The organism is Deinococcus betulae, assembly GCF_020166395.1.
GTDB lineage: Bacteria > Deinococcota > Deinococci > Deinococcales > Deinococcaceae > Deinococcus > Deinococcus betulae.
In genome coordinates this window covers 1-22459 of the sequence record NZ_JAIQXU010000036.1, presented here as the reverse complement: position 1 = coordinate 22459, position 22459 = coordinate 1, and the positions used below count along the sequence as shown (strand labels likewise).

At 65.7% G+C, this 22459-nt stretch carries 23 protein-coding genes; 10 read left to right on the top strand and 13 right to left on the bottom strand.

All coding sequences use genetic code 11. The annotated features are described in order from the left end of the window. Position 1: 1 nt before the first annotated feature. Genes cysC through K7W42_RS19930 form a run of 3 tightly spaced genes read right to left on the bottom strand, consistent with a single transcriptional unit; the run spans position 2 to position 2617 of the window. The gene (gene cysC / locus K7W42_RS19940) at positions 2-541 is read right to left on the bottom strand and encodes an adenylyl-sulfate kinase (protein WP_224576915.1); all 540 of its coding nucleotides are present in this window, start codon (positions 539-541) and stop codon (positions 2-4) included. Next, on the bottom strand, positions 538-2109 hold the full coding sequence (locus tag K7W42_RS19935; protein ID WP_157461210.1) for a nitrite/sulfite reductase: 1572 nt from the start codon (positions 2107-2109) through the stop codon (positions 538-540). Before K7W42_RS19935 ends, cysC begins: the two co-directional genes overlap by 4 nt. Before the next feature lie 58 nt (positions 2110-2167). Further along, the gene (locus K7W42_RS19930) at positions 2168-2617 is read right to left on the bottom strand and encodes a DUF4395 domain-containing protein (RefSeq protein ID WP_224576913.1); all 450 of its coding nucleotides are present in this window, start codon (positions 2615-2617) and stop codon (positions 2168-2170) included. Positions 2618-2796: 179 nt separating this feature from the next. Between K7W42_RS19930 and K7W42_RS19925 the strand changes: the two genes are divergently transcribed. The 3 genes from K7W42_RS19925 (at position 2797) to K7W42_RS19915 (ending at position 5575) form a co-directional block, all read left to right on the top strand. Then, positions 2797-4179, top strand: a complete 1383-nt coding sequence (locus tag K7W42_RS19925) for a YdgA family protein (RefSeq protein WP_224576911.1) — start codon at positions 2797-2799, stop codon at positions 4177-4179. Between the two features lie 232 nt (positions 4180-4411). Continuing rightward, entirely contained in the window at positions 4412-4942 is a 531-nt protein-coding gene (locus K7W42_RS19920) for a phosphoribosyltransferase family protein (protein ID WP_224576909.1), read from the top strand. A 90-nt stretch (positions 4943-5032) separates the two neighbouring features. After that, entirely contained in the window at positions 5033-5575 is a 543-nt protein-coding gene (locus tag K7W42_RS19915) for a phosphoribosyltransferase family protein (RefSeq protein ID WP_157461205.1), read from the top strand. A 214-nt stretch (positions 5576-5789) separates the two neighbouring features. Here K7W42_RS19915 and K7W42_RS19910 read toward each other — a convergent pair whose 3' ends face one another. From K7W42_RS19910 to K7W42_RS19900, 3 genes are all read right to left on the bottom strand, one after another. Next, positions 5790-7019: an NAD(P)/FAD-dependent oxidoreductase gene (locus K7W42_RS19910; RefSeq protein ID WP_224576908.1), complete on the bottom strand. Its 1230-nt coding sequence runs from the start codon at positions 7017-7019 to the stop codon at positions 5790-5792. After that, complete coding sequence (locus tag K7W42_RS19905; RefSeq protein WP_224576907.1) at positions 7016-8119, bottom strand: semialdehyde dehydrogenase; 1104 nt, start codon at positions 8117-8119, stop codon at positions 7016-7018. Before K7W42_RS19905 ends, K7W42_RS19910 begins: the two co-directional genes overlap by 4 nt. Positions 8120-8330: 211 nt before the next feature. Further along, a complete protein-coding gene (locus K7W42_RS19900) occupies positions 8331-9320 on the bottom strand; it encodes an NADPH:quinone oxidoreductase family protein (RefSeq protein ID WP_224576906.1) in 990 nt (329 codons plus the stop codon). A gap of 143 nt (positions 9321-9463) precedes the next feature. Here K7W42_RS19900 and K7W42_RS19895 point away from each other — a divergent pair, with 143 nt between their 5' ends. Then, a complete protein-coding gene (locus K7W42_RS19895; RefSeq protein ID WP_224576905.1) occupies positions 9464-11563 on the top strand; it encodes a 3-hydroxyacyl-CoA dehydrogenase NAD-binding domain-containing protein in 2100 nt (699 codons plus the stop codon). A gap of 95 nt (positions 11564-11658) precedes the next feature. Next, positions 11659-12609, top strand: a complete 951-nt coding sequence (locus K7W42_RS19890) for a ring-cleaving dioxygenase (RefSeq protein ID WP_224576904.1) — start codon at positions 11659-11661, stop codon at positions 12607-12609. Between the two features lie 47 nt (positions 12610-12656). Here K7W42_RS19890 and K7W42_RS19885 read toward each other — a convergent pair whose 3' ends face one another. The 6 genes from K7W42_RS19885 to K7W42_RS19860 form a co-directional block, all read right to left on the bottom strand. Beyond that, a complete protein-coding gene (locus K7W42_RS19885) occupies positions 12657-13208 on the bottom strand; it encodes a hypothetical protein (RefSeq protein WP_224576903.1) in 552 nt (183 codons plus the stop codon). Positions 13209-13358: 150 nt separating this feature from the next. Then, on the bottom strand, positions 13359-13928 hold the full coding sequence (locus tag K7W42_RS19880) for a hypothetical protein (protein WP_224576902.1): 570 nt from the start codon (positions 13926-13928) through the stop codon (positions 13359-13361). A 91-nt stretch (positions 13929-14019) separates the two neighbouring features. Beyond that, positions 14020-15408, bottom strand: a complete 1389-nt coding sequence (miaB, locus tag K7W42_RS19875; protein ID WP_224576901.1) for a tRNA (N6-isopentenyl adenosine(37)-C2)-methylthiotransferase MiaB — start codon at positions 15406-15408, stop codon at positions 14020-14022. A gap of 123 nt (positions 15409-15531) precedes the next feature. Next, positions 15532-15954 carry a hypothetical protein gene (locus tag K7W42_RS19870; protein ID WP_224576900.1) on the bottom strand — a complete coding sequence of 141 codons (423 nt, stop codon included), beginning with the start codon at positions 15952-15954 and terminating at the stop codon, positions 15532-15534. After that, positions 15951-17123, bottom strand: coding sequence for an amidase (locus K7W42_RS19865; protein ID WP_224576899.1), 1173 nt, complete (start codon positions 17121-17123; stop codon positions 15951-15953). The genes K7W42_RS19870 and K7W42_RS19865 overlap by 4 nt, the downstream gene beginning before the upstream one ends. Positions 17124-17434: 311 nt before the next feature. Continuing rightward, positions 17435-17935: an LEA/WHy family protein gene (locus K7W42_RS19860; protein ID WP_224576898.1), complete on the bottom strand. Its 501-nt coding sequence runs from the start codon at positions 17933-17935 to the stop codon at positions 17435-17437. A 216-nt stretch (positions 17936-18151) separates the two neighbouring features. Here K7W42_RS19860 and K7W42_RS19855 point away from each other — a divergent pair, with 216 nt between their 5' ends. After that, positions 18152-19240, top strand: coding sequence for a hypothetical protein (locus K7W42_RS19855; protein WP_224576896.1), 1089 nt, complete (start codon positions 18152-18154; stop codon positions 19238-19240). 97 nt (positions 19241-19337) lie between these two features. Continuing rightward, complete coding sequence (locus K7W42_RS19850) at positions 19338-19991, top strand: outer membrane lipoprotein carrier protein LolA (RefSeq protein WP_224576894.1); 654 nt, start codon at positions 19338-19340, stop codon at positions 19989-19991. Between the two features lie 217 nt (positions 19992-20208). Here the strand turns inward: K7W42_RS19850 and K7W42_RS19845 are convergent, their stop codons facing one another. Beyond that, the gene (locus K7W42_RS19845; protein WP_224576892.1) at positions 20209-20835 is read right to left on the bottom strand and encodes a C40 family peptidase; all 627 of its coding nucleotides are present in this window, start codon (positions 20833-20835) and stop codon (positions 20209-20211) included. Positions 20836-21171: 336 nt separating this feature from the next. Between K7W42_RS19845 and K7W42_RS19840 the strand changes: the two genes are divergently transcribed. Genes K7W42_RS19840 through dtd form a run of 3 tightly spaced genes read left to right on the top strand, consistent with a single transcriptional unit; the run spans position 21172 to position 22262 of the window. Then, a complete protein-coding gene (locus tag K7W42_RS19840; protein WP_157459305.1) occupies positions 21172-21537 on the top strand; it encodes a hypothetical protein in 366 nt (121 codons plus the stop codon). Between the two features lie 17 nt (positions 21538-21554). Beyond that, positions 21555-21821, top strand: a complete 267-nt coding sequence (locus K7W42_RS19835) for a DUF1844 domain-containing protein (RefSeq protein WP_224576890.1) — start codon at positions 21555-21557, stop codon at positions 21819-21821. Then, positions 21822-22262, top strand: coding sequence for a D-aminoacyl-tRNA deacylase (gene dtd, locus K7W42_RS19830; protein ID WP_224576888.1), 441 nt, complete (start codon positions 21822-21824; stop codon positions 22260-22262). It begins immediately after the preceding gene. Positions 22263-22459: the final 197 nt, after the last annotated feature.

The window sequence follows — 22459 nt, the reverse complement described above, 5'->3', positions numbered from 1 at the left end:
GTCACAGCCCCAGGGCCACCAGCAACTGCCGCACCCCCTCATCCACCGCGATCTGGTCGGTGCGCAGGTGCAGGTCCGGGGCTTCGGGCGCCTCGTAGGGGTCGCTGACGCCGGTGAAGTGCGGAATCTCCCCGGCCAGCGCCTTCAGATATAGCCCCTTGACATCGCGCGCCGTCACAACCTCCAGGGGCGCGTCCACAAAGACCTCCAGGGGATTGGGCAGCCCGGACAGCACCTCGCGCCGGGTGTCGGCGTAGGGGCTAATGGCGCTGACCAGCACTGTCACGCCATGTTTGGCCAGCAGCCCGGCCACAAAGCCGATGCGGCGCACGTTGGTATCGCGGTCTGCCTTGGAAAAGCCCAGCCCCTTACTCAGGTTCTCGCGCACCGCGTCGCCGTCGAGCAGTTCGGTGGGAATGCCGCGCGCCAGCAGCTCGGCGTACAGGGCGCTGGCCAGCGTGCTTTTGCCTGCGCCACTCAGGCCCGTCAGCCAGACCACGCGGCCTTTTTGGGTGGCGGGGCGCTCTGCCAGGATGGTCATGCGCCCACTACTTCTTTGGCGTTCAGCACAGCGTCGGGGGTAAAGCGCTCGTGGCCCATGCGGTCGGCGTATTCCACGAAGCTCTCGCCCGGCGCCTTGCCTGCCTGGAAGTCGCTCAGCACAGCCTCGGTGTATTCGTTCAGTCGCTCGGCGGGCACGGCGCCCCTGAGCTTGGTGCCGGTGCGCTGCGCCTGCCCGATGCTGCCCGCCAGATGCACGTTGTAGACCTCATGGACGCTGCCGTCCTTGTCGGTGCGGTTGGCCCCCATGAAGCCCAGGTCGGCCACCTGATAGCGCGTGCAGGCGTTCGAGCAGCCCGTCAGGTTGATGGTAAACGGCACGTCCAGCGCCAGGGTGAGGGGTTCCAGATGGTCCACTAAGTCGGCGGTGCGCGCCTTGGTCTCGGTCAGGGCCAGGCGGCAGAACTGGTTGCCGGTGCAGGCGATGGTGGTGCCGCGAATGGTGGCCTTCGGCGCCAGATTCAGGGCGGCCAGTTCGGCGCTGATGGCCTCCAGGTCCTCTGTGCCCACATGCGGAATCACCATGTTCTGGAAGGCGGTGGTGCGCAGCGTGCCCTTGCCGTAGCGGTCGGCCAGGTCAGCCAGCGCGCGCGCCTTTTCGGGATTGATGCGGCCCACGGTGGTGGCCACGACCACGTAATTCAGGCCGTCGGCCTGCGGGTTGATGCCCAGCACGTCGTTGCCGCCGAAGCGGGCCACGGGGGCTGAGGGGCCGTCTTGCAGCTTGCGGCCCAGATACTCGGTTTCGACAATCTCGCGGAACTTCTCGGCACCCAGGTCCTTGATCAGGAACTTCAGGCGGCTCTTTTTGCGGTTCTGGCGGTAGCCGTGGTCGCGGTAGGCCGCCGTGATGGCCTGGCCGACCTCCACGACTTCTTCCGGGCGGATGAACACGCCCAGGCGCTTGGCCAGGTGCGCCACGGCCCCCAGGCCACCCCCCACCCAGACATCGAAGCCGATCTCGCCGTTCACGCGGTGTGCCAGAAAGCCGATGTCGTTAATCAGGTGAATGCCTTCCAGCTCGGGCGTGGCGGTCAGGCTCATCTTGAACTTGCGCGGCAGGTCCTGAAAGTCAGGGTTACCGGTCAGGCTGCCTTCCATGGCAAAGGCCAGCGGGCGCACGTCTATGATCTCGCGGGCGTCCAGGCCGGCCAGGGGACTGGCAATCACTGCGCGCACCGTGTCGCCGCACGCACCTTTGGGGTGCAGCCCGAGCGGGGCCAGGCGGTCAAAAATACGCGGAATATCCTGAATGGTCAGCCAGTGAAACTGAAAGGCCTGACGGTCGGTCACGTCCAGAAAGCCCCGGCCGTACTCCTCGGCGATATTGGCGACCTCGCGCAGGGTGGCGCTGGAGAACTCGGCGGCGGGCACACGCACGCGCATCATCAGGAAGCCGTCTTCCTGGGGGCGCTGCGGATAGACGCCCGCCCACTTGAGCAGGTCAATGCGCTCGGGGTCAATAAAGCCCTGGGCGGCGTACTGCGGAATCAGGTCGAAAATCTGGAAGGGAGGAACTTCTTTTTTCAGCGCTTCAATGTCGGACATGGCAGGTGGCTTCCTTATATAGGGGCAGGAGACGGCGGTGGGGCGGTGGTCTGAACCTTTAGCGCCCCAGCAGGGCGTACCTCAGGCGGCGAAACTGGAAGTACATCAGACAGCCCACACAGATCTTCTGCGAGAGGTTGAGCAGGGCCAGGGCCATGACCGTCAGCCCCAGCACGGTAGCGGCCACCCAGAGACCGGACAGGGACAGCAGCCCCGAGGCCAGCAGAAAGCTGCCGCCCACGCCCTGTGCAAAGTGGTGGGCGCGCGGGTCTTCGGCCACCACGTCGGGGGTCAGGCCTACCCGTGGCCCCAGCATTCGGTAGGCCGCGCGCAGCACCGAGCGCTGCGGTATCAGCGCGCCCAGCAGCATGGCCGCCCCCAGCCCCAGCGTCAGTGCCGGCAGCCTGGACAGCAGAGCCAGGGCCGTCACCACAACGACCAGCCACGCATTGAACTTCAGGGCGCTGAGGTCGGTCTGGGCTGGAAGGGGAGAGGCAGAAGCAATCATTGACAAAAAAGGTAAACCTTTATGGAGGACAAAACAAGTCAACAATTGGTCACCTGTCTTGGCAGGGGCGGGACAGGGGCCGGAGGCTGGCCACACATGAGGCAACGCGCCCCCGCCGCGCCCGGTAGCCTGCCGGAAGACCGAGCTTTGCCTTTGCCCCTTCACTGCCAGGAGTTACCATGACTGTTCCCCCACCGGCCCCCACCCGTCCCCGCGCCCGCCGCCGCCCTCTGCCCCTGCTGCTGGGGGTGGGCGCCCTACTGCTGGCCGGCACCTACGCCGGGGCCACCGCCCTGTTTTCCAGCCGTGCCCAGACCCTTACCCGTGACCTGACGGCCGGCCTCCAGCTTTCAGCCCAGGCCAGCGGCGCCGCCAAGGTGGAGCAGCTGTCTTATCAGCGGGGGCTGACCCGCAGCACCCAGACCATGCGCGTGACCCTCACGGACGCCGCGGCGCCGGTCAACCTGCTCGTGACCAACGAGATTCAGCACGGGCCGCTGCCCGGCTTTCAGGCGGCCGGGCAGGCGGTGATCCATACCACGGTGCGCTTTGAAGACCCCAAAATTCAGGCGGGGTACGAGCGGGCCTTTCCGGCCGACAAGCCGAAGCTGCTGACCCGCATTGCGCTGAACGGCGACACCACCAGCGACCTTGGCGTGCCGGCCGGCACCGTGACAGAAGAGGGCACCAACCTGACCTGGCAGGCACTGAAAGGCCAGGTTGAGGTCCGTGGGCTCCAGACCCGCGCCAACCTGACCTGGCCTGGCCTTCAGATGAGCGGCCCGGACGGCTCGGGTCAGGTGGGCAATGTAACCCTGACCAGCGATCTGCGCCGCAGCGGCCCGGAAGACCGCCTGGGCACCGGCAGCAGCACCCTAAAGCTGGCGCAGGTGCGCCTGGGCGACGGCAGCGAGCAGATCAATGTACAGGACGTGGCAGTCACGGCCCAGAGCGCTCTGAAGGGCGAACACTACGACGTGGCCATGAACTACGACATCGGCCGTGCCGAGGGCGCCGGCCAGAGTTACGGCGGCGTGCAACTGCACCTGGGGGTCGGGCACCTGGCCCAGGCCCCGCTGCACCGCCTCCTGGTGCTGCTGGATGAGACGCGCAAGACCACAGGTGTGGCCTCGGCAGCGGGCGACTTGAAGTCACTCACCCCCGAGCAGGAGAAGCAGGCGGGCGCTGACCTGCTGGCCCTGGTCAAGGACAAGCCAGTCCTGACCCTGGACCGGCTGAGCCTGAAAGGTGAGGGCGGCGAAGTCCTGCTGACGGGCAGCGCGGCCCTCCCCGGCGCCGCTGCCCTGAGTGACACCGACCTGAAAGCCCTGTTGGAAGAACCCACGGGGGCGCTGGGCATGTTGGACGTGCAGGCCAACTTGCAGGGGTCGGAAGCCGCGATGCGCGGCCTGCTGGGCACCTTTGGCCGTGGCCTGGAAGACAACCTCGACGCCTTTATCGAGGCGGGTTACCTGAAGCGCAGCGGTGACACCCTGAGCCTGGCCTTGCGACTGAACCAGGGTGAGCCCACGCTGAACGGCCAGAGTATGGCTGACTTCTGAGCACGGAACCCAGCGCTGTTGAAAGGCAAGCCCTCAACCGGTTCTCAGCAGTCCACAGTGCTGGGTGGTGCTGCGGAGGTCGCCCTCAGCGTGCGGAAAGAGTCAAGGTGCCTCTGTAGGCAAAGAGGGTGGCGAAGGACGCCCTCTTTGTGGTGTAGGCGCTCCAGGTCGTCGGCTGCCTGGGGCTGAACACGAGCAGGCAGGGTCAGAGCGGTGCCGTACACTACCCAGAGTGAAGACGTTCAAGGTTCAAGTGGGTCAGGTTACCCGCGAGCTTCCCATCGTTCCCGTTGCGCCCGGCGTCAGTGTTGCTCTCTTTAACATGCTGGGTGACACCGAAGTCACCGAGGCGGCTGGGCGCGAACTGGCCGCCCTCCTGCCCGCCGAGATTGAGGTGCTGGTGACCCCCGAGGTGAAGGCGCTGTCGCTGGCGCATGTGCTGAGCCGGGAAAGCGGCAAGCCTTACATCGTGATCCGCAAGACCCAGAAACCCTACATGGTGGACCCGGTGGCGCGCGAGGTCATTTCAATCACCACAGGTAAGCCGCAGATGCTGGTGCTGGACGGCTTCGACGTGCAAAAAATTCGTGGCCGCAAGGTCGCCATCGTGGACGATGTGGTGTCCAGTGGCGGCACCTTGCACTCAATTCGCCAGATTATTGAAGAGGTGGGCGGTGAGGTCGCGGCGGTGGTTGCTGTGTTCACCGAAGGCCAGGAGCGCCCCGAGGTTACGGCGCTGGGCCACCTGCCCCTGTTCAAGTAAACCCGTCGGGCAGCGCAGAGGCGTTCCAGCGGCCCTGGACGCCTCTGCGCGTCTTTGTGACAGACCGACGTGGGTGCGTTAGCCTGAGCCATGACCAGCACCCAGCAGGAATTGACCGTGACCATCGGCGGCGTGTCGCGCACCCTCCCCACTGTTCGTGCCGGAGGCATGGGCCGCGTGCCGCTGGTGGAATTCATTGGCGACAGTGAATTTACGAACGCCGTGGCGCAGGAGATGGTGGCTCTCATTCCTGAGGGCACCGAGGTGTTGCTGACAGTGGTCACCAACGCCCTGCCCCTGACGCACGAACTCAGCGACCGTTCGGGCCTGCCGTATGTTTGTGCCCGTAAAAAGCGGCGCACCTACATGCAAAACCCCATCATTCAGGACGTGCCCAGCATGACCCTGGGCGTGGCCGAAACCCTGTGGCTCGACGGCCCGCATGCGGCGCGCCTGAAGGGCAAGCAGGTGACGGTGGTGCAGGATGTGGTGGCCTCAGGCGGTACGGCGCAGGCGCTGGCGCGTTTGGTGGAGCGGGCCGGCGGCACCGTCAACGGCTATCTGGCGGCCTTCCGGCAGGGGGACAGCACCCTGCCACTGGTGGCCCTGCAAAGTCTGCCGAAGACGCTGTAAGACGAAGACTCAACAGCGCCACTAATTTGAATGCAGAAGCGGCTAGACGAGGGGGTCTAGCCGCTTCTCCGGGTTTCACAGCTGTCATCCGTGTCTTGATACTTCAAGCGCGTCACTGGCTCTTTCACACCGCCCATCGGCTCGGCGCAGAAACTCACTCGGCAAACTCGCTCATAACGGCTAGAGTGTTGTATCTCGATGCCGGATTTTCCGATCAGGCCACCGTGCTGGGTGTGTCCACTGCGGCGGCCCGCACCGCTTTCGGCCGCCGCCACAACAAGTCGGCCACCACACGTGCGCCCTGCGCCTTACTTGGCATGAACCAGGCGAAAAAGGCCAGGCGCATCACCCACGCCAGTGGGCCCGTGAAGCGCATGCCCAGTAGTTCGGTAATGCCGTCGCCCAGCCCCAGGCTGGCGCTCTGACCCAGGCCACGGTAGGCGAAGGGGCGAAGGGGTTGGCCTTTCAAACTGCGGCCGATGTTGTTGCCAGCGCACATGCCATGTTTCATGGCCCACAGGGCATTGACGGGGCAGTCCTCGTCGCGCTGGGGGCGGCGGACCCGCGCGGCGTCCCCGCCAGTCCAGATGTTCGCGTGGCCCGGCACCCGCATACACTCGTCGGTCAGCAGTCGGCCGCGTGCGTCGCGTGGCAGACGCTCAGTGCCTGGCAAGGCCGTGTGGGCAATCCCGGCAGCGTAAAGGGTCAGGTCAGCAGGAAAGAAGCGAGAAGCGTGAGCGCCAGCTGCGACCAGTTCGGTGACCCGCTCGCCTTCGTGCACCTGGACCCCAGCGCGGCGCAACGAGGTGCGGGCGTGGGCGGCCAGTGGGGCCAGGCGGTCACCCAGGGTCTCCAGCACCGGACCACTGGCCAGCAGATGAACTTCGCCTCCCACGCCTTCACGCTGCTGGCGCTCGCGCAGGGCCGCCGCCATCTCCACGCCCGCGTAGCCGCCCCCAATCACGTTGAACGTGGTGGGTTGACGAGCCTGGAAACGGCCGTTCACTTCGGCGTGAAATGCATGCATATCGCGTGAATCTTTGAGGCGCCGGCCATGGGCGCGCAGTCCAGGCACCTGGTCCAGCGGGTCAACGGAGCCGATGCCCAGCACCAGATGGTCGTAGGGCAACCAGGTCTCCGCGCCGTCCTCCTGCGCCACGTGTACCCGCCGGGCCTCCAGGTCTACCTGTGTCACCTGGCCCTGGACAAATCGTGCGTGTGGAATGAGGGGCGCCAGGGGCGTGAGGGTATGCGTCAGGGGCACCAGGCCCCCCAGCCCCTCACCCGTGAAGCCGTGGAAGGTGTGGTACGGGACAGGGTTAATCAGGGTAATTGTTACCTCCCTGCGCTTGACCTGTTCACCCAGCTGCCGCATCAGGGCGCGGTAGGCGTCCAGGCCCACGTAGCCGCCGCCCACGATGACCACCTGCGCCGGCGCGCTCACGCCTGCGCCCCAGCCAGCGGACCCATGGGCACGGGCGCGGAGCCTGCGGCGGCCTCTTCAAGTTCGACCGGCTGGCCAAACGAATGGGGGGCAGCCAGGGTAAAGCCCAGGTGCGAAAAGCGGCCCGCCAGTGCCAGCATCTCTTCGGCCTGCTCCAGACGGGGCCGCCCCAGCGAGTAGTGTCCCTGATGGCCCGCCAGGCCCAGTAGCAGCGTCTCGGCCAGGCAGGCGTAGGCGACCCCCTGTGGCAAGCCGATAAAGCCTTTGCGCTGCACGCCCGGCACGCTGACCAGGCCGCCGTCTATGACGCGCACATCAGGTCGTTCCTGCAGCAGTTCAGGGCTGGTGTTGCGCGGCTGGGTATCGTCCAGCACCACTGCGCCTTCTTTCAGATGTTCGCTGCGCAGCACGGCGTCGGTGGCGCTGGTCAGCAGGACCACAAGGTCGGCCTCGCGCACCCGGCGCATATCGGTGGTGACCTCGGCGCGGCCCGCCGGCAGCGAGGCTTGCAGGCTCAGCAGGCGGGCCTCGTTGCGGGCCACCAGCAGCAGGGGCTGCTGGGTGCGGCGGGCCAGCAGCTGGGTCAGAGGCGTGCCGACGCTGCCGCTGGCGCCGACCAGGGCAATGCGCGCGTCTGGAGGGCACAGGCTCAGCAGGCGCTCGGCGCCCAGAAAGGTCATGGCAGCGGTAAAGGCATTGCCGTTGGTAATGCCCACATCGGTGCGGTGACGCAGGGCCGCCCCCCCCGCCGTGGCCGGCGCCGTCAGGGCACCCAGGCCCACGGTGCGTGCGCCCAGGGCAGCGGCTTTACTTACCGCCCCATCAATAATGCGCTGTACGCGGCGCCCGCCTTGCAGCAGGCTGGCTGGTGTGAGCGGCACAGTCAGCAGCCAGGCGGCAGTCTCGGCTGGGCGGTCTGCGTAGCGCAGGGTTCCTGTAACAGGTGCAGGCAGGTCAAATCGGCGCAGGGCGGCGTCGTACACGTGGTTGGGCACCCAGCCCAGGGGCCTGAAAATGCCGCCCAGGTCACGCGCCACATTGGTACGCGGATGCACGAGAAAGGCAACGGGGTGGCGTGGAGCAGAGGGGGCATCGTTCATAGCGACCTCACAGGGGAGCGTGTTGACTGGACCTGCAGGCACTGTGACTGGCGGTCCATGACCAGGGCGTGACCGGAAGCGGACACAACATGAGGCCAACGGAAGCGGATGCCACCGTTGGCCTCAGATGTGTACTCAGTCTAAGATGATTTCTTGATGAAGTAAATTAAGGCCCCTGATGGGGGGCCTGGCAGGGGAGTCGTCTGTTGCCTTACTGCCCCGGTTCGATAATCACCTTGCCGGTCGTCTTTCTGTCCAGAAGGTCCTGAAACGCCTGGGCACTCTGGGACAGGGGGTACGTGGGGCCGACCTGGGGGACCACCTGGCCGCTGGCCACGAGTTCGCCCAGCACCTGCGCGGCCTCGGCGGTGGCCTGGCGGTCCCCCATCAAGCTGGTCAGCCACAGGCCCGTGACGGTCAGGTTGCGTTTCATCAGTTCGACGGGGCGCAGGTTCGCCTGTTCCCGGCTGGCGTTGCCAATTACGATGATGCGGCCCTGGCTGGCGGCCATGTCCAGGCTTTCCTGAAAGCGCGCGCCTCCCACGACTTCCAGAATCAGCGGTACGCCCTTGCCGCCAGCGGCGTCCCTGACCTTCTGCACGCGCTCAGGGTCATCTTGCAGCAGCGTCACGTCGGCACCCAGGCGGCGGGCCAGGTCCAGCTTTTCCTCGGTACTGGCCAGGGCCACGACGTTCAGTCCCAGGGCCTTGGCCAGCTGAACGCTGGCGGTGCCCAGCGCCCCGGCGGCGGCTTGCACCAGCACCCAATCCCCGGCCTGGCCGCGGCCCAGCGTCTTCAGGCCGTGGTAGGCCGTGAAGTACGACACCGGAAAGGCGGCGGCCTGCGCCCCGCTGAGGCTCTGGGGCACGGGAATCAGGCCCGCCGCGTTCACGGTGGCGTAGCGGGCCAGGGCGCCGCTGCCGCCCAGCGCCGCCACCCGCTGCCCTGGCTGCACGCCGCTGACCCCTTCACCCAGCGACTCGATACGGCCCGCAAACTCCATGCCCGGTGTGTAGGGCACGCGGGTGCGCGTCAGGTATTCGCCGGCCACGGCCAGGGCGTCGGCAAAGTTGATGCCCACAGCCTCGACCTCAATTCGCACCTCACCGGGGCCAGGCTGCGGCACGGGCACGTCCTGAAGCTGCATCACGTCGGGAGGGCCAAGACGCTCGACCCGGATAGCCTGCATGGTGTCGGTCATGCGGCGCAGCATACTCCGCTCAGAATGAACGTGGACGGACATAGTGAACGCGCGCGTGTTTGACCCCCTTTCCGAATCGTGGAAAGCTGGGGCCGCCAACCTCAAGCCCTTCCCCCGCCCCCACCCAAGGAGGCCACCCCACCATGACTAACCCCCAACTGGTCGAGCAAACCCGTGAAGGCTCTGTCCTCGTTCTGACCATCAACAACCCCCCCGTGAACGCCTTCTCGCCCGGCGTGCCTGAAGGCCTGAAAGCCGGTCTGGACGCGGCGGCAGTCGACGACACCATTGAAGCCGTGATTCTGATCGGCGGTGGGCGCACCTTTGTGGCCGGCGCCGATATCAAGACCTTCAATCTGCCGCGCGATCAGGCGCCCGACCTGCGCGGCACGGTTGAAAAACTGGACGCCTTCCCCAAGCCCACGGTGGCCGCGCTGCACGGCACGGCGCTGGGCGGCGGTCTGGAACTGGCGCTGGCCTGTACCTACCGCGTGGCCGTAGGGGGCGCCCGCCTGGGGCTGCCCGAGGTGAAGCTGGGCGTGCTGCCGGGTGCGGGCGGGACCCAGCGGCTGCCCCGCGTGGTGGGGGTGGCTAAGGCGCTCAGCATGATGCTGTCCGGTAGCCTCATCGGCGCGGCAGAAGCAAAAGACATTGGATTGGTAGATGAGCTGATAGCTGGTGACTTGCTGTCCGGCGCTGTTGAGTTCGCCCGCACCCATGCCACCATCCGCCCACTGCCCCGGGTCAGTGAGCGCACGTTGACGGATTCAAGTCCTGACGTCACTCCGGAGGCGTTTCAAGCGGCCCGCGAAGCCATCAAAAGAACCCACAGAGGCCAGCTCTCGCCGTCGCTCATCATTGACCTCGCGGAACTGGCCGCCACCCGGCCCTTTCAGGAGGGCTGGCAGGCCGAGGCCGTCAAGTTTATGGAAGCGCGCGAGTCGCCCCAGTCGCGCGGGCTGCGCCACATCTTCTTTGCCGAGCGCGAGAGTGCCCGGGTGCCCGGACTGGCCAAAGACACCACCACCACCACTATCCGCCGGGTGGGCGTCATTGGTGCGGGCACGATGGGCGGCGGCATCGCCATGAACTTCCTGAACGTGGGCATTCCCGTGACCATCGTGGAAACCGGTCAGGAGGCGCTGGACCGGGGCCTGGGCCTTATCCGCCGCAACTACGAGAGCAGCGCGAAAAAGGGCCGCATCAGCGCCGAGGATGTGGACACGAGACTGGGCCTCTTAACCCCCAGCCTCGACCTCGCAGACCTGAAAGACGCCGACCTCATCATCGAAGCCGTGTTCGAGAGTATGGCCGTCAAGAAAGACATCTTCACGCGCCTGGACGCGGTTGCGGGGCCAGACGCCATCCTGGCCACGAACACCAGCACGCTGGATGTGAACGAGATTGCGGCTGTGACCTCGCGCCCCCAGCAGGTGATCGGACTGCATTTTTTCAGCCCCGCCAACGTGATGAAACTGGTGGAAATCGTGCGGGCGGACAGGACCAGCGACTCGGTGCTGGCGACCAGCATGGCCGTGGCTAAACAGATCGGCAAGGTGGGCGTGGTGGTGGGCGTGTGTGACGGCTTTGTGGGCAACCGCATGGTGCACCGCTACGGTGAGGAAGCCCGCCAGCTGGTCGAGGAAGGCGCGGCCCCAGGTGACGTGGACGCCGCCATGAACGCCCTGGGCCTGCCGATGGGGCCGTTTCAGATGACCGATATGGCCGGGCTGGACATCGGCCACGCGATCCGCGTCCACCGGGCGCAGCAACGCGGCGAACCCGAGCCGGACGGCTGGCTGGACCGCGTGGTGAAAACTGGGCGCAAAGGACAGAAGACGGGCGGCGGTATCTACGATTACGACGAGAACCGCAGGCCCCGCCCAAATGCTGATGTGCAGGCGCTGATTGACGCCTACCGCGCCGAGAAAGGCGTGACGCCGCGCGAACTCACCCAGGATGAAATTACCCGCCGCCTGACTGCCACCCTGGTCAACGAGGGGGCCAGGATTCTGGACGAGGGTATTGCGGCGCGCGCCGGTGACATTGACGTGATTTATATCTACGGCTATGGCTTTCCGGCCTACCGGGGTGGGCCCATGCACTATGCCAGCGAGCAGGGGCTGCAAGGCGTGGTCGACGACCTGAAGCGCTACGGCGGCAAGGCCCCTGCGCCCCTGCTGGAGCGGCTGGCAGCGGAGGGCAAGACCTTTGCGGACTGGGAGAAGGAACCGAGGAGCTAGGGGGCTGAGGCGGGCCAGCCCCCTCTAGCGGGCACCCGCCTTATTCATCGCTGGCCCATCACAATCGCTCAACATTAAACGATTAGAATAGAACCATGACGACGATCCCTCTTGTTCCGCATGGCCTGCACCATGTCACGGCCGTTACCGCCAATGCCCGCGAAAATCTGCGCTTCTACACTGGGGTGCTGGGGCTGCGGCTGGTCAAGAAAACCGTGAATCAGGACGACGTGACCGCCTACCATCTGTTCTACGCCGATGCCGAGGGCAGTCCCGGCAGCGACCTGACCTTCTTCGAGTGGCCAGTGCCGCCCGAGCAGCCCGGCAACCACAGCATCTCGCGCACCAGTTTGCGGGTGCCACTGGGGTCGCTGGAGTGGTGGCAGGGGCATCTGGAAGGGCAGGGCCTTCAGGTCACACCCGTCACCCGCGCCGGGCGTCCACATCTGGATTTCCACGACCCTGAGGGCCAGCGCCTGAGCTTGGTCGAGGGTGGGCCTCAGGGCGTGGTCTGGCCGGATAGTTCTGTCCCCGCAGAGCATCAAATCTATGGCCTGGGGCCTGCTGAGCTAACCCTGCCCAACCTCTTTCCCACTGCGCGGGTGCTGGAACGGGCGTTTGGGCTGACGGCCAGCGGCACCTATCCCGATTCGGAGAACGCGGCGCACACCGTTCAGGTCTACCAGATGGGCGAAGGAGGTCCCCACGCCGAACTGCACCTGCGCATTAACCCTGCGCTGCCCCCAGCCCGCCCTGGCGCCGGCGGCGTGCATCATCTGGCCCTGCGGGTGCAAGACGGGCACTACCACGCTTGGAATGCCCATCTGAGCGGCCTAGGGCTACGCACCAGCGGCGAAGTGGACCGCCACTGGTTTCAGAGCATCTACTACCGGGAGCCGCAGGGCGTCCTGATCGAACTGGCCACAGACGGCCCTGGGTTCGCCGTGGATGAAGACCCGGCCCACCTGGGCGAAACCCTGATTCTCGCGCCGTTCCTGGAGCCGAGGCGCCCACAGATTGAAGCGGGATTGACGCCGCTGACCTGAGAAAAAAAGCCCCGTCGCATCTGGACGGGGCCTTTTTTTCATGCGGTTTAGACGGTGCAGTCGGCCACGGGAATGGCCTGCACGCTCTGGCGAATGGGGGTCGTGGTGCCGTCTGAGGAGCGGGCCTGCACGTCAACAAACGTCGCGCCCTTGACCGTGAAGGTGCGCACCGGGTTGACCACGATGGCCTGGGCACCCAACTTGCCGGCCGACAGGCTCAGGGGCGCGGTGTTCGGCCCCACCACAAATTCAAACGTGGAGGGTCTGCTGGAATACATGTCGCCCAGCGGGTTGGAGTACACGCGGCGCGTGGTGCCCGTGTCGCGTCCCACCAGACGGGCGCCCACCTCACTGATGGTGCCGTTCCAGTCCAGCGTGACGCTCAGCCGGGTGTTGAGGTTGTCGCAAATGATAGATGTGCCTTTGGGATACACCGTGCCTGTGCGCGTATCCGTGTAGTCAGCGGGCAGCGTGTACTGGCTTTGGTAGGCCTGAAGCTGAAAGTTACGCACTGGGTCAACCGAGGGCCCTACCACCGTGACGTTACAGCTGGCGAGCAGCCCAGATAGACCGAGAGAGAGCAAAGCGGCTTTCTTCATGCCTCTCACTGTGCCTCTCCAAGCTGACGCGTGTGTGATGGGGTCTTGAGCGCCCCAGAAGAAAAGAGAAAAAGACACCGCCCCAAGTAGCGGCGGTGCAAAAGGCGTCTGGACAGGCTCTGATCTTGAGCCCTACAGGGCGGATGAACTTTAGACGTTCTCGCCAGTGTCGCCCGTGACCGTGCAGTTGCGGTACACCGGAACGCGGAACGGCGCGCTGTTGCCGTTAAAGGAGTAGGTGGCCGAGCCGGTGTTCACGTCCAGTTGGGCGTAGAACTCGCCTACCTGGTCTGACGCGGTCACGGTCTTGATCTTGACGGGCGCTGGATTGACCACAATGGCCTGCGGCAGGAAAGCGCCTGTGGCCGAGTTGGCATTGAAAAGCGCGCGGTAGGTGTTGGTGTCTACCGATTGCAGCTGGTCGCGGGTAAAGGTCTCTTTGAAGTTGTTGTCGTACTGGCTTGAGTTCACGCCCTTCAGCGACACCGTGACGGTGCTGATGCTGCCCGAGAGAACGAAGCGCACGCCCACCTGGGTCTGGCTGCTGCGCCCAACATTGTTGGCGATGTTGTCGCAGGCGATGAATGTGCTGCCCAGCTTGTATTCCGTCCTCATCTGCTCGATGCGGCCGCCGCCGCTGCCATCTGGCGCCGCGCCGAAGCTGCCGCACCCAGCCAGAAGTCCTGCCAGTCCTGCCGTCACCACACCCAGTCGTTTCATGCGCTTCACTGTGCCCGCTCACCCTGACCCGAATGTGACGCCCGCCTGAGGGTGTCTTCAGGCGGGCTTAAAGGACATTGGGCGGCGCGGCTCAGGCCATCGCCAGCGGCGCACTCAGGGCCGCCGCTTCGGGGTTGTGCTTGGGCAGTTCGGGAAGCTCGTTGCCCTGGGCGTCCAGCAGCTTGCCGTACATGACATGTGGCGTGGCGTGGTTGATACGCACCTGATAGATGCCTGCGCCCGTTATGCCCATGACCTTGGGAACGACCGTGGGGTGGTTGCCGCGCGTGTGGCCCTCCAGAAAGTTGGCGTCGTGGGCGTCGCCGCGCAGCAGCACCTCCTGCACCGTGCCAATTTTCCCGGCGTTCTTACGGGCACTCCAGTCTTTCTGTTTGGTGATCAGGCGGCTCAGGCGCTCAGTCTTGACCTCGCGCGGCAGGTCGTCAAAGTGCTTGTAGCTGGGCGTGCCGGGGCGGGCGCTGTAGGCGAACATATAGGCGCTGTCGTAGCCCACCTCGTCGTAAAGGCTGAGGGTCTCCTGAAAGTCCTCCTCAGTCTCGCCGGGAAAGCCCACGATGATGTCGGTGGCCAGCACTACGTCCGGCATGTGCTTGCGGATATCGGCAATGTGGGCCAGGTACTTCTCGCGGGTGTATTCGCGGGCCATGCGTCTAAGCACACGGCTGCTGCCACTTTGCACCGGCAGATGCACGTACTCGCACACAGCCGAGGTTTCGGCCATCGCGGCGGCCACGTCCTCGGTGAAGTTCATGGGGTGACTGGTCGTGAACTTGATGCGCTGGACGCCGCTCTGGCCGACCAGGCGCAGGAGGTTGGCAAAACTCGGGTAACCACCCAGCCGTGCCCCGCCGTCTACCCCGTAGGCATTCACGTTCTGGCCCAGCAGGGTCACTTCCTGCACGCCCGCTGCCAGGAGGGTGTCCAGCTCGCGCAGAATATCGTCCGGGTGGCGGCTGACCTGTGGCCCGCGCGTGGTGGGCACGATGCAGTAGGTGCAGTGGTGGTCGCAGCCGCGCATGATGGTCAGGTGCGCCTGCAATTTGCCGGTGGGCGGCGGCGGAATGTGGTCGTGCAGCTCATCCTTGAAGGCCAGCCCCCAGAACCGGTCGTTGGTTTCCAGCGCCTTGCCGATGTCCAGCAGACTGCCTGGTCCCAGCAGCACGTCCACGCCAAACTTGCGGGCCATCTGCTGCCCTTCTTCCAGCTGCGCCAGGCAGCCCATCATGCCCACCACCAACGGGCGGTGCTCTTTGGCCTTGCGCAACTTGCCCAGGACGCTGCGCACCTTCTCGACCGGCTTGCCGCGTACGGCGCAGGTGTTGATCAGGACGAAATCGGCCTCGTCCACCGATTCCACTATATCGGCGCCAAAACTGACCAGTTGAGACTGAACGAGGTGCGTGTCGTACTCGTTCATTTGACAGCCGTAGGTAATGAGATGTGCCTTCGTATGAACCAACTCCTTCAGCCTAACGGATGGATTCCGGGGCCTTTCCTCCCCCTAGCACTGCTGTAAGGGTGAACACGGGAGTTTAGAGCATTTTCTGCACAGATGCTACGCGCTGAACCGCGCGAATCCCCTTCAGGGCAGCCGTTTCAGCGTCACGGGATACCGGAGGGCGTTAACCGTCAGTGCCCCATTCAGGGTGTCCTGGCCTACCAAGGCGCTCAGGGTGGCACTGGCCTTGAGGGGAATATTGCTCACGCCAAAGCCCAGAACGCTGGCGTTCAGCCGGGCGGTCTCGGCGGGGGTGATGCGAGCAGTCAGCGTCGCGCCGTCCGGGCCGGGGAGCAGCGTGCCTTCCAGTACAAAGGCGTCGCCGCTGCTCAGGTTGCGGTAGGTCCCGCTAACGCTGTGGGTCACCGGATTAACGGTATAGGTGATACGCAGACGCTGCGGCAGCAGCAAAAAGCGGACCTCGCCCTCGTAGGTCATCACTGGCTGCGCCTGCTGGGTGGGGGCGCAGGCTGCCAGCAGCACCAGGACTGGCCAACCGCGCTTCACTGGCTGCCCTCTAGGCTCAGGGCCAGGCCCAGCAGATGCTCGTCCTGACCGTGGTGGCCCACCAGTTGCGCGCCCACAAAGGGCAGACCTGTGGGCAGCGTCACCACCGGCGTTCCCAGCAGGCTAAAGGGAGCGGTCAGGCGCAGGGCCGCGCGGCGCAGGGGCAGGGGACCGCCGGGCAACTCAACCTCATCCTGGCTTATGCGGGGGGGTGGGGTGGGGACTGCTGGGGCCAGCAGCACATCAAACCGCGCTAGCAGGCTGTCCAACTGCGCCCGGTAAGCCACGCGGCGCTCCTGTGCGGCGGCCCGTTCATCCGCACTCAGGGCGGCTCCTTGCCGCAGTGAAGCCAGCGTCACCGGCAGGAAGGCCGGGTCAGGCAGCGCCAGCGCCGCGCGGTGGACCTCTGCAGCCTCGCTCAGTACGGTGGGCGAGTAGGCGTCCAGAACCTCGGGAAAATCGGCGGGGGCAACCTCAGCCCCCAAGTTGCGCAGTTGATCTGCCAGCGCCTCGGTCGCCTGTGCCACCTCTTGGGTGACCCAGCCCTCGGGCTGCCACAGGCCCACCCGCACACCTGTCCAGGGCTGCGCCTGGGTCTGGGTGCCGGCCAGGGCGTCATGCACCCGCGCCAGTGTGGCCACGTCGCGCGCCAGCGGCCCGGCGTGGTCGCAGCTGGGGGCCAGCGGCAGCACCCCGGTCAATGGCCAGGCTGGATGATCCTTGGTGGGCTTGAACCCGGCCACCCCGCACCACGCCGCTGGAATGCGGATGCTGCCGCCAGTGTCGGTCCCCAGCGCGAAATCCACCTGCCCCAGCGCCACGCTGACTGCCGCGCCGCTGCTGCTGCCGCCTGGCACATGTCCGGGCAGTGTCGGGTGTTCGGTGCCGCCGTAACCGTTGGCGCCCGTAATGCCCAGCGCGATTTCGTGCAGGTGCGTTTTGCCTGTGGCACTTGCCCCCAGCGCCAGCAGGCGCGTGACCAGTGGACTGGGGCCAGGGTCCGGCACCGGCGCGCGGGTGCTGGCGTGCAGCGGCCAGCCCGCGACGCCATACAGGTCCTTGATACTGAAGGTCAGGCCGGACAGTGGCCCGCCCGCCTGACCCAGCAGGGGAGAGGCCGGCCGGTACGCCCAGGCGCGCTGCGGGTCAGGGGCAAGAGGGCCACTCATCCAGCTCAGCCTAGAGCATTCGAGGAAAGAAAGGTCAGGCGCCATCCGGAAGAGGGGCAGTGCCATGAGCTGACTAGGGCTGAGACAATTACAGCGACTGGCAACCGAGATCTTCTAGGTTGGCGCTGTCCTTCAAAGGTTAGGTGGGTCATACGGGCGGGCAGAAAAAGGGCGACAAGCAGCCTGAGTAAGAGGGCGAAGTTCAGCAAGACAGAAGACCCGGAATCTACCCCTGGAATTCAGTGCGGCTGAACCAGAGCTGTTTTTCGTTAGCCCTGGTCTGACAGTTGCTGACCAGGGCTGCACCCTTCTCAGAACGGCAAGATTGGGTCCTGCTTCCACTGCCCCTGCGCCAGGGTGTAGGGGCCAAAGTTCTGCAGGCCCAGCGGTCCAAAATCCGCGCTGAACCGGCCATCCACCCGGTAGGTCACCAGTTGCCCGCGCGCCACCTTGAGAAAAGAGGCGGCGGTCGTCAGCGACACCGGCAGGGTCAAGTCGGCCACCTGTTCGGCGCTGCCGCGCGCGGGCAGGGCAATATTCGGAAAGTTCACGTCGCCCACTGCGGCGCCGTCAATCACCAGTGAGCCGCCCAGGTTGGCTAGGCGCAGCGGCAAGGGGTTGGGGTTGGTCACACGCAGCCCCACTCGAATTTGGGCAACAGGCGCGCTGCCAAAGCCGCCGGGCAGGCTCAGGCTTGTCAGGCCGATGCTCTGGACCGCCACCTCGGGCACCTGGAACACCTGTTGCAGCGGCGCGCAGGCGCCCAGGGCAAGGGAGAGCAACACAGCCGGCGCGGCAAGACGCAAACGCATGGCTGCACGGTAGCGCGCTGGGCTTGCCGGAACCTGACGGCCCAGTTGCTCATGGAAGCTGCGATGACTCCGGGTTCTGTCCCGTAATGTCTCTGGAGCGAGTTGTGCCGGAACCCACTCTTTCAGATGGCCACCTGCGTGCCAGGCCGCAGAGAACTTGTGTTGGACCCTGACAGCGCCCCTCCTCACCCAGGCCGCTCCTGCTACCCTGCCGGCATGGTGCAGATTGTTCGGGTGCTGGCGCTGGCCGCTGCGGTGGGGGTGGGCGGCGCCCAGGCCGTCACGCTGGAGTTCGGGGTGTCGTATGCGCGCCCTGTAGGCTCTCCCCTCTGGGCCGAGGCCGGTGTCAGCGACCTGCCGCTGCTGGGCGGCACCGTCACGGCCGTGGCCGGCACCCGCGCCGCGCGGCTGGGCTACGTGCGGGGTCTCGCGCTTCCGCCGTTGGGGGCGGTCAGCGTCAGCAGTGACCTGACTGTGACCTGGCAGGGTGGCGTGCGGCTGGCCAGCCGCGCCAGTGGCAGCGTGGGCCCGCTGGCCCTAAATCTGGGGGCCGCTGCCTTTACCACCTCTGCCACCGCTGCTGACCCGAACGCCGCGTTCACGGAGACCGCCACCGATTTGCGTGAGCGTGGCATCAGCGGCGACCTCACACTGCGCTACCGCCTCTCCCGCGAAGTGGTGGCGGTGGTCGGGGGCGAATTCGGGGCGCAGCCGCATCTGCTGGCGGGTGTCGAGGGCCGCCGCGTCCTGACCCGGCCTGTGCAGGGTGCAGAAGCCGCTGAGGATGCCGAACCAATGGCCGCAGACTCTCTACCTGACACTGTCCCCAGTGACACCCTGCCCACAGAACCACCTACGTCCAGCGAAGTTGCCCCCGACGAGCCTGCTCCCGATGAATCAGCCCTGGCCGAACCCGAGGTGGAACTGGTGGGCACACTCTCCTGGCGGCTGGGTGCCCGCGCTGGGCGGGACGTGTTGGGGCTCAGCGGCGGGCTGTCGTATGCCACCGAGGCCGGTCTGACCCTGGCCCTGGACGCACTGGTCGGGCCGCATACCCTGGGCCTCACTGGCAGCGCCGCCTGGAACGAAGTGCTGGGCGAGGGCAGCACCCTGCGTCTCTATGCTGCTTACGAGCCGTGGCGCACCGTCAGCTCGCCGCTGCGTGCGGGGGTAGAGGCGACCCTGGCCGCCGGGCCAGGCACCCTGGGCGTGCAGGTGAACGGGGGGCGCCGACTGGACGGGGCGGCGGGTGTTGGGCTGCGCGTCTCCTACGCTCTGCCCCTCGCCGGCACGGACAGTCCCTGATCTCAAACTGACCTAGGGCACGTCTGGGCGCAAGAATAAACCGCCCATCAGGTGTGCGGCGGCCTTCTCATGAGTGGGCGCCCGATACTGCGGCGGTATGACCAGACGCCTGACTCTGACCCTGCTGACCGCTCTGCTGCCTGTGGCCGGAGCGCAGACCGCACAGGACATCATTAACAAAGTAGACACCACCCAGAAAGCGGCCAAAGACGTGTCGTTTCGCCTGAGCGGAACGGCGGCTCTGGACAGCGCTGCGCAGCGCATTGATCTCACCGTCAAGGCCATTCCCGCTCAGAACGTGGCACGTGTGCAGTTCGCTGCGCCTGACGCCCTGGCCGACAATGTGGTCGTGGCCGACAAGAACGAGGTTCGTCAGTACCTTTATCTGACCAACCAGATTACCGTCACTAGCACCAAGAACGCGGCCAATTCGGCGGGCCTGGGACTGGACTTCACGCAGCTGAGCAACACCGCCGCCATGCTCAGCGCCTACAACGTCAAACTGCTGGCCACCAGCGGCGCGGCGGGCGCCCGGCAGTATCAGCTGGAAGCCACGCCCAAGTCGGGCAGCGGCGACCGCACCCGAGTCTGGATTACCGAAGCAGGCTGGCGCCCGACCCGTATCCAGATTCTTAGCGGCGCAGGCAAAACAGTTGCCGACCTGAGCGTCTCGAACTACCGCGTCAACTCTGGGCTCAGTGCGGCGTCTATCCGTGCCCTCCCCAAAGACGCCCAGGTGATCCGGCAATAAACGTCCCGCCGGAAAAGGCCTACTGCTGAGACCTTTTCTGGTGTAGAGATAAGTCTTTGACAACCAGTGCAGGCAAGGCGCTCAATTGGAAGACGCCACCTGAACGTGAAGAACTGAAGTCATAACGCAGCGCGACCAGCTTTTTTGAGTGGTCGCGCTGCGTTATGCAAAACCCCCGCCGGGGTGGCGGGGGTCGGTCAATGAAAGTGTGCTTGGCTTAGTTCAGGACGCGGCGGGCGCCGTTGTAGCGGCTGGACCAGTAAGCGTTGCCAAACAGCGGCTCGATAATGGTGCGGCCGTAGTAGCTGTTGGCGTTGGCCATCATGCCGTCGCCCATGTAGATGCCCACGTGGCTGGCCACGCGGCCCATCGTGTTGAAGAAGACCAGGTCGCCGGCGCGCAGGTCGCGTCGGCTGACGGCGCTGCCGGCGCTCCACTGGGCGGCTGCGGTGCGGGGCAGGCTGATGCCCATCTGGCGGAAGACATTCATGGTGAAGCCGCTGCAGTCCAGGCCGCCGCCACCCGTGCCGCCCAGCACGTAGCGAATCCCCAGGAAACGGGTGGCAGCTGAGCGCACGAAAGCGCTGCCGCGTGCCGGCGCTGCGGCCACGGGCGCAGCGGGGCGGCTGGCGGCGGCCGGTTGGGCGCTGCCGCCGGTGCTCAGCTTCTGGCCTACCTGAATCGTGGAGCTACTCAGGCGGTTGAGCTTCATCAGCGTGCCGGCCTCCACACCCGTCGCCTTGGCAATCGAGTACAGGGTGTCACCGGGCTTAACGGTGTAGGTGGCGGCGGTGGCGCTGCCACAAAGGGCGGCGAGGGTCAGCAGGGCACGGAAGACTTTCATTGACCTGCGCAGTTTATCGTCCCTTTATTTATTTGTCCTTTATTCTTGGGAAAAGGCGGGCTGAGTATGCGCCTATACGGTCTTTATGCGTGATTGAAACCTGATCAAGAGCCTGGAAATAGCGGCCAGACCTCAGGATTCTCAAGAAGACCCTCATGGGAAAGGTTCGTCAAAAAGCACCATGTCAGCCCTCTTTCCACGAATGCCAAATTTTGCAAAAACTCATTTTTCTAATGCTTTGGGACAATGCGGTCTCAAATGGTTCGTGGGCAACAGTCGTGTGCCTTTTAAGCTTGGTGTGACCTCCGCCCCCGACACAGGCGGTACGCTGACGGCATGAAGGAAATGCTGTCCACCGAACAGATTCAGCAGGGCCTCAAGCATTACCGCCGGATTGCGCGTCAGGACATGTTGCGTGCCGGCGAGACCCCGCACCCGGACGCTTTTCTAAGGCACGCTGAAAGCCGCCGCGAGATTTATGTCCAGCTGGGCACCCACGCCGACAGCCACGGCCCAGACGAGACGATTGCGCACGCCCTGAGCCTGTACCAGGGCCTGCCGTTTGTGACCGGAACCCCGGAAGACGCCCATCCTGACATCAAGGGCCAGGAAAACGCCCTGGAAAACTTCTTTCTGCTGGTGGGGCTGGATCCCAAGACCCGGCGCGAAGCGCGCAGCCGGCGCCCCCGGCTGCCCGCCTGACCGTACACTGGCGCGGTATGCCCCACCCGGATTTTGTCGGACTCGTGAATTCCCTGCAGGCCACCGCCGAGGCGGCCCTGGGCGACCTGAACGCCGCCACGGCCAGCGCGGCCCGCGACGGCCTGCTGGACGAGCGCCGCGCCCGCCAGACCGCTGAGCGCAGCCTGAAACTGCTGGTCATGCTGGCCGAGAAAACGCGCGGCAACCTGGACTTTACCGAGGCCGACCTCCTGACCGGCGCCATCGCCAGTGTGCAGGGCCGCCTGACCGCGCCGGGCGCCTAGGTGCGCGCGGCGCTGCAACGGGTGACCCACGCCGACTGCACGGTTGACGGCGAGGTGACCGGCCGCACTGGGCCGGGCCTGTTGGTGCTGCTGGGGGTCACGCACACCGATACCGAGCCCACAGCGCGCGCCCTGGCGGCCAAGGTGGCCAAGCTGCGGATATTTGGCGACGACTCGGGCCGAATGAACCGCAGCGTGCAGGATGTGGCCGGCGGCATCCTGAGCATCAGTCAGTTCACGCTGTACGCCGAGACAAGGGGCGGCAACCGTCCCAGCTTCACGGCCGCCGCGCCGCCCGAGCAGGCCAGGGCGCTGTACGGGGTGTTCAATGCCGCCCTGCGCGACCTGGGTCTGCCGGTGGAGGAGGGGGTGTTCGGCGCCCACATGGTTATCAGCCTGACCAACGACGGCCCCGTCACCCTAACTCTGGAACTGGACTAAGGGCGAAGAGGGCGAGGGCGCTGGGATGATGCCCTTAGGCTCTGCACCACTAACGAAACAGGCAACCGCGATGAGTCGGTTCTTGAGCTGCTCTCCGTCCTGAACTGGGTCTGGAACAGGCGGCTTGAGGCTCTCTTGCTGCCCCTCACTAGTCATGACAGCAGCTTTGCCAGTGCTCAGTCTAGCTGTACTTCGGG

What these genes read in the sequence shown, in the direction of transcription:
- cysC (WP_224576915.1), bottom strand. Translation starts at nt 541, where the DNA reads ATGACCATCCTGGCAGAGCGCCCCGCCACCCAAAAAGGCCGCGTGGTC.
- K7W42_RS19935 (WP_157461210.1), bottom strand. Translation starts at nt 2,109, where the DNA reads ATGTCCGACATTGAAGCGCTGAAAAAAGAAGTTCCTCCCTTCCAGATT.
- K7W42_RS19930 (WP_224576913.1), bottom strand. Translation starts at nt 2,617, where the DNA reads ATGATTGCTTCTGCCTCTCCCCTTCCAGCCCAGACCGACCTCAGCGCC.
- K7W42_RS19925 (WP_224576911.1), top strand. Translation starts at nt 2,797, where the DNA reads ATGACTGTTCCCCCACCGGCCCCCACCCGTCCCCGCGCCCGCCGCCGC.
- K7W42_RS19915 (WP_157461205.1), top strand. Translation starts at nt 5,033, where the DNA reads ATGACCAGCACCCAGCAGGAATTGACCGTGACCATCGGCGGCGTGTCG.
- K7W42_RS19905 (WP_224576907.1), bottom strand. Translation starts at nt 8,119, where the DNA reads ATGAACGATGCCCCCTCTGCTCCACGCCACCCCGTTGCCTTTCTCGTG.
- K7W42_RS19900 (WP_224576906.1), bottom strand. Translation starts at nt 9,320, where the DNA reads ATGACCGACACCATGCAGGCTATCCGGGTCGAGCGTCTTGGCCCTCCC.
- K7W42_RS19895 (WP_224576905.1), top strand. Translation starts at nt 9,464, where the DNA reads ATGACTAACCCCCAACTGGTCGAGCAAACCCGTGAAGGCTCTGTCCTC.
- K7W42_RS19890 (WP_224576904.1), top strand. Translation starts at nt 11,659, where the DNA reads ATGACGACGATCCCTCTTGTTCCGCATGGCCTGCACCATGTCACGGCC.
- K7W42_RS19885 (WP_224576903.1), bottom strand. Translation starts at nt 13,208, where the DNA reads ATGAAGAAAGCCGCTTTGCTCTCTCTCGGTCTATCTGGGCTGCTCGCC.
- K7W42_RS19880 (WP_224576902.1), bottom strand. Translation starts at nt 13,928, where the DNA reads ATGAAACGACTGGGTGTGGTGACGGCAGGACTGGCAGGACTTCTGGCT.
- K7W42_RS19865 (WP_224576899.1), bottom strand. Translation starts at nt 17,123, where the DNA reads ATGAGTGGCCCTCTTGCCCCTGACCCGCAGCGCGCCTGGGCGTACCGG.
- K7W42_RS19860 (WP_224576898.1), bottom strand. Translation starts at nt 17,935, where the DNA reads ATGCGTTTGCGTCTTGCCGCGCCGGCTGTGTTGCTCTCCCTTGCCCTG.
- K7W42_RS19855 (WP_224576896.1), top strand. Translation starts at nt 18,152, where the DNA reads ATGGTGCAGATTGTTCGGGTGCTGGCGCTGGCCGCTGCGGTGGGGGTG.
- K7W42_RS19850 (WP_224576894.1), top strand. Translation starts at nt 19,338, where the DNA reads ATGACCAGACGCCTGACTCTGACCCTGCTGACCGCTCTGCTGCCTGTG.
- K7W42_RS19845 (WP_224576892.1), bottom strand. Translation starts at nt 20,835, where the DNA reads ATGAAAGTCTTCCGTGCCCTGCTGACCCTCGCCGCCCTTTGTGGCAGC.
- K7W42_RS19840 (WP_157459305.1), top strand. Translation starts at nt 21,172, where the DNA reads ATGAAGGAAATGCTGTCCACCGAACAGATTCAGCAGGGCCTCAAGCAT.
- K7W42_RS19835 (WP_224576890.1), top strand. Translation starts at nt 21,555, where the DNA reads ATGCCCCACCCGGATTTTGTCGGACTCGTGAATTCCCTGCAGGCCACC.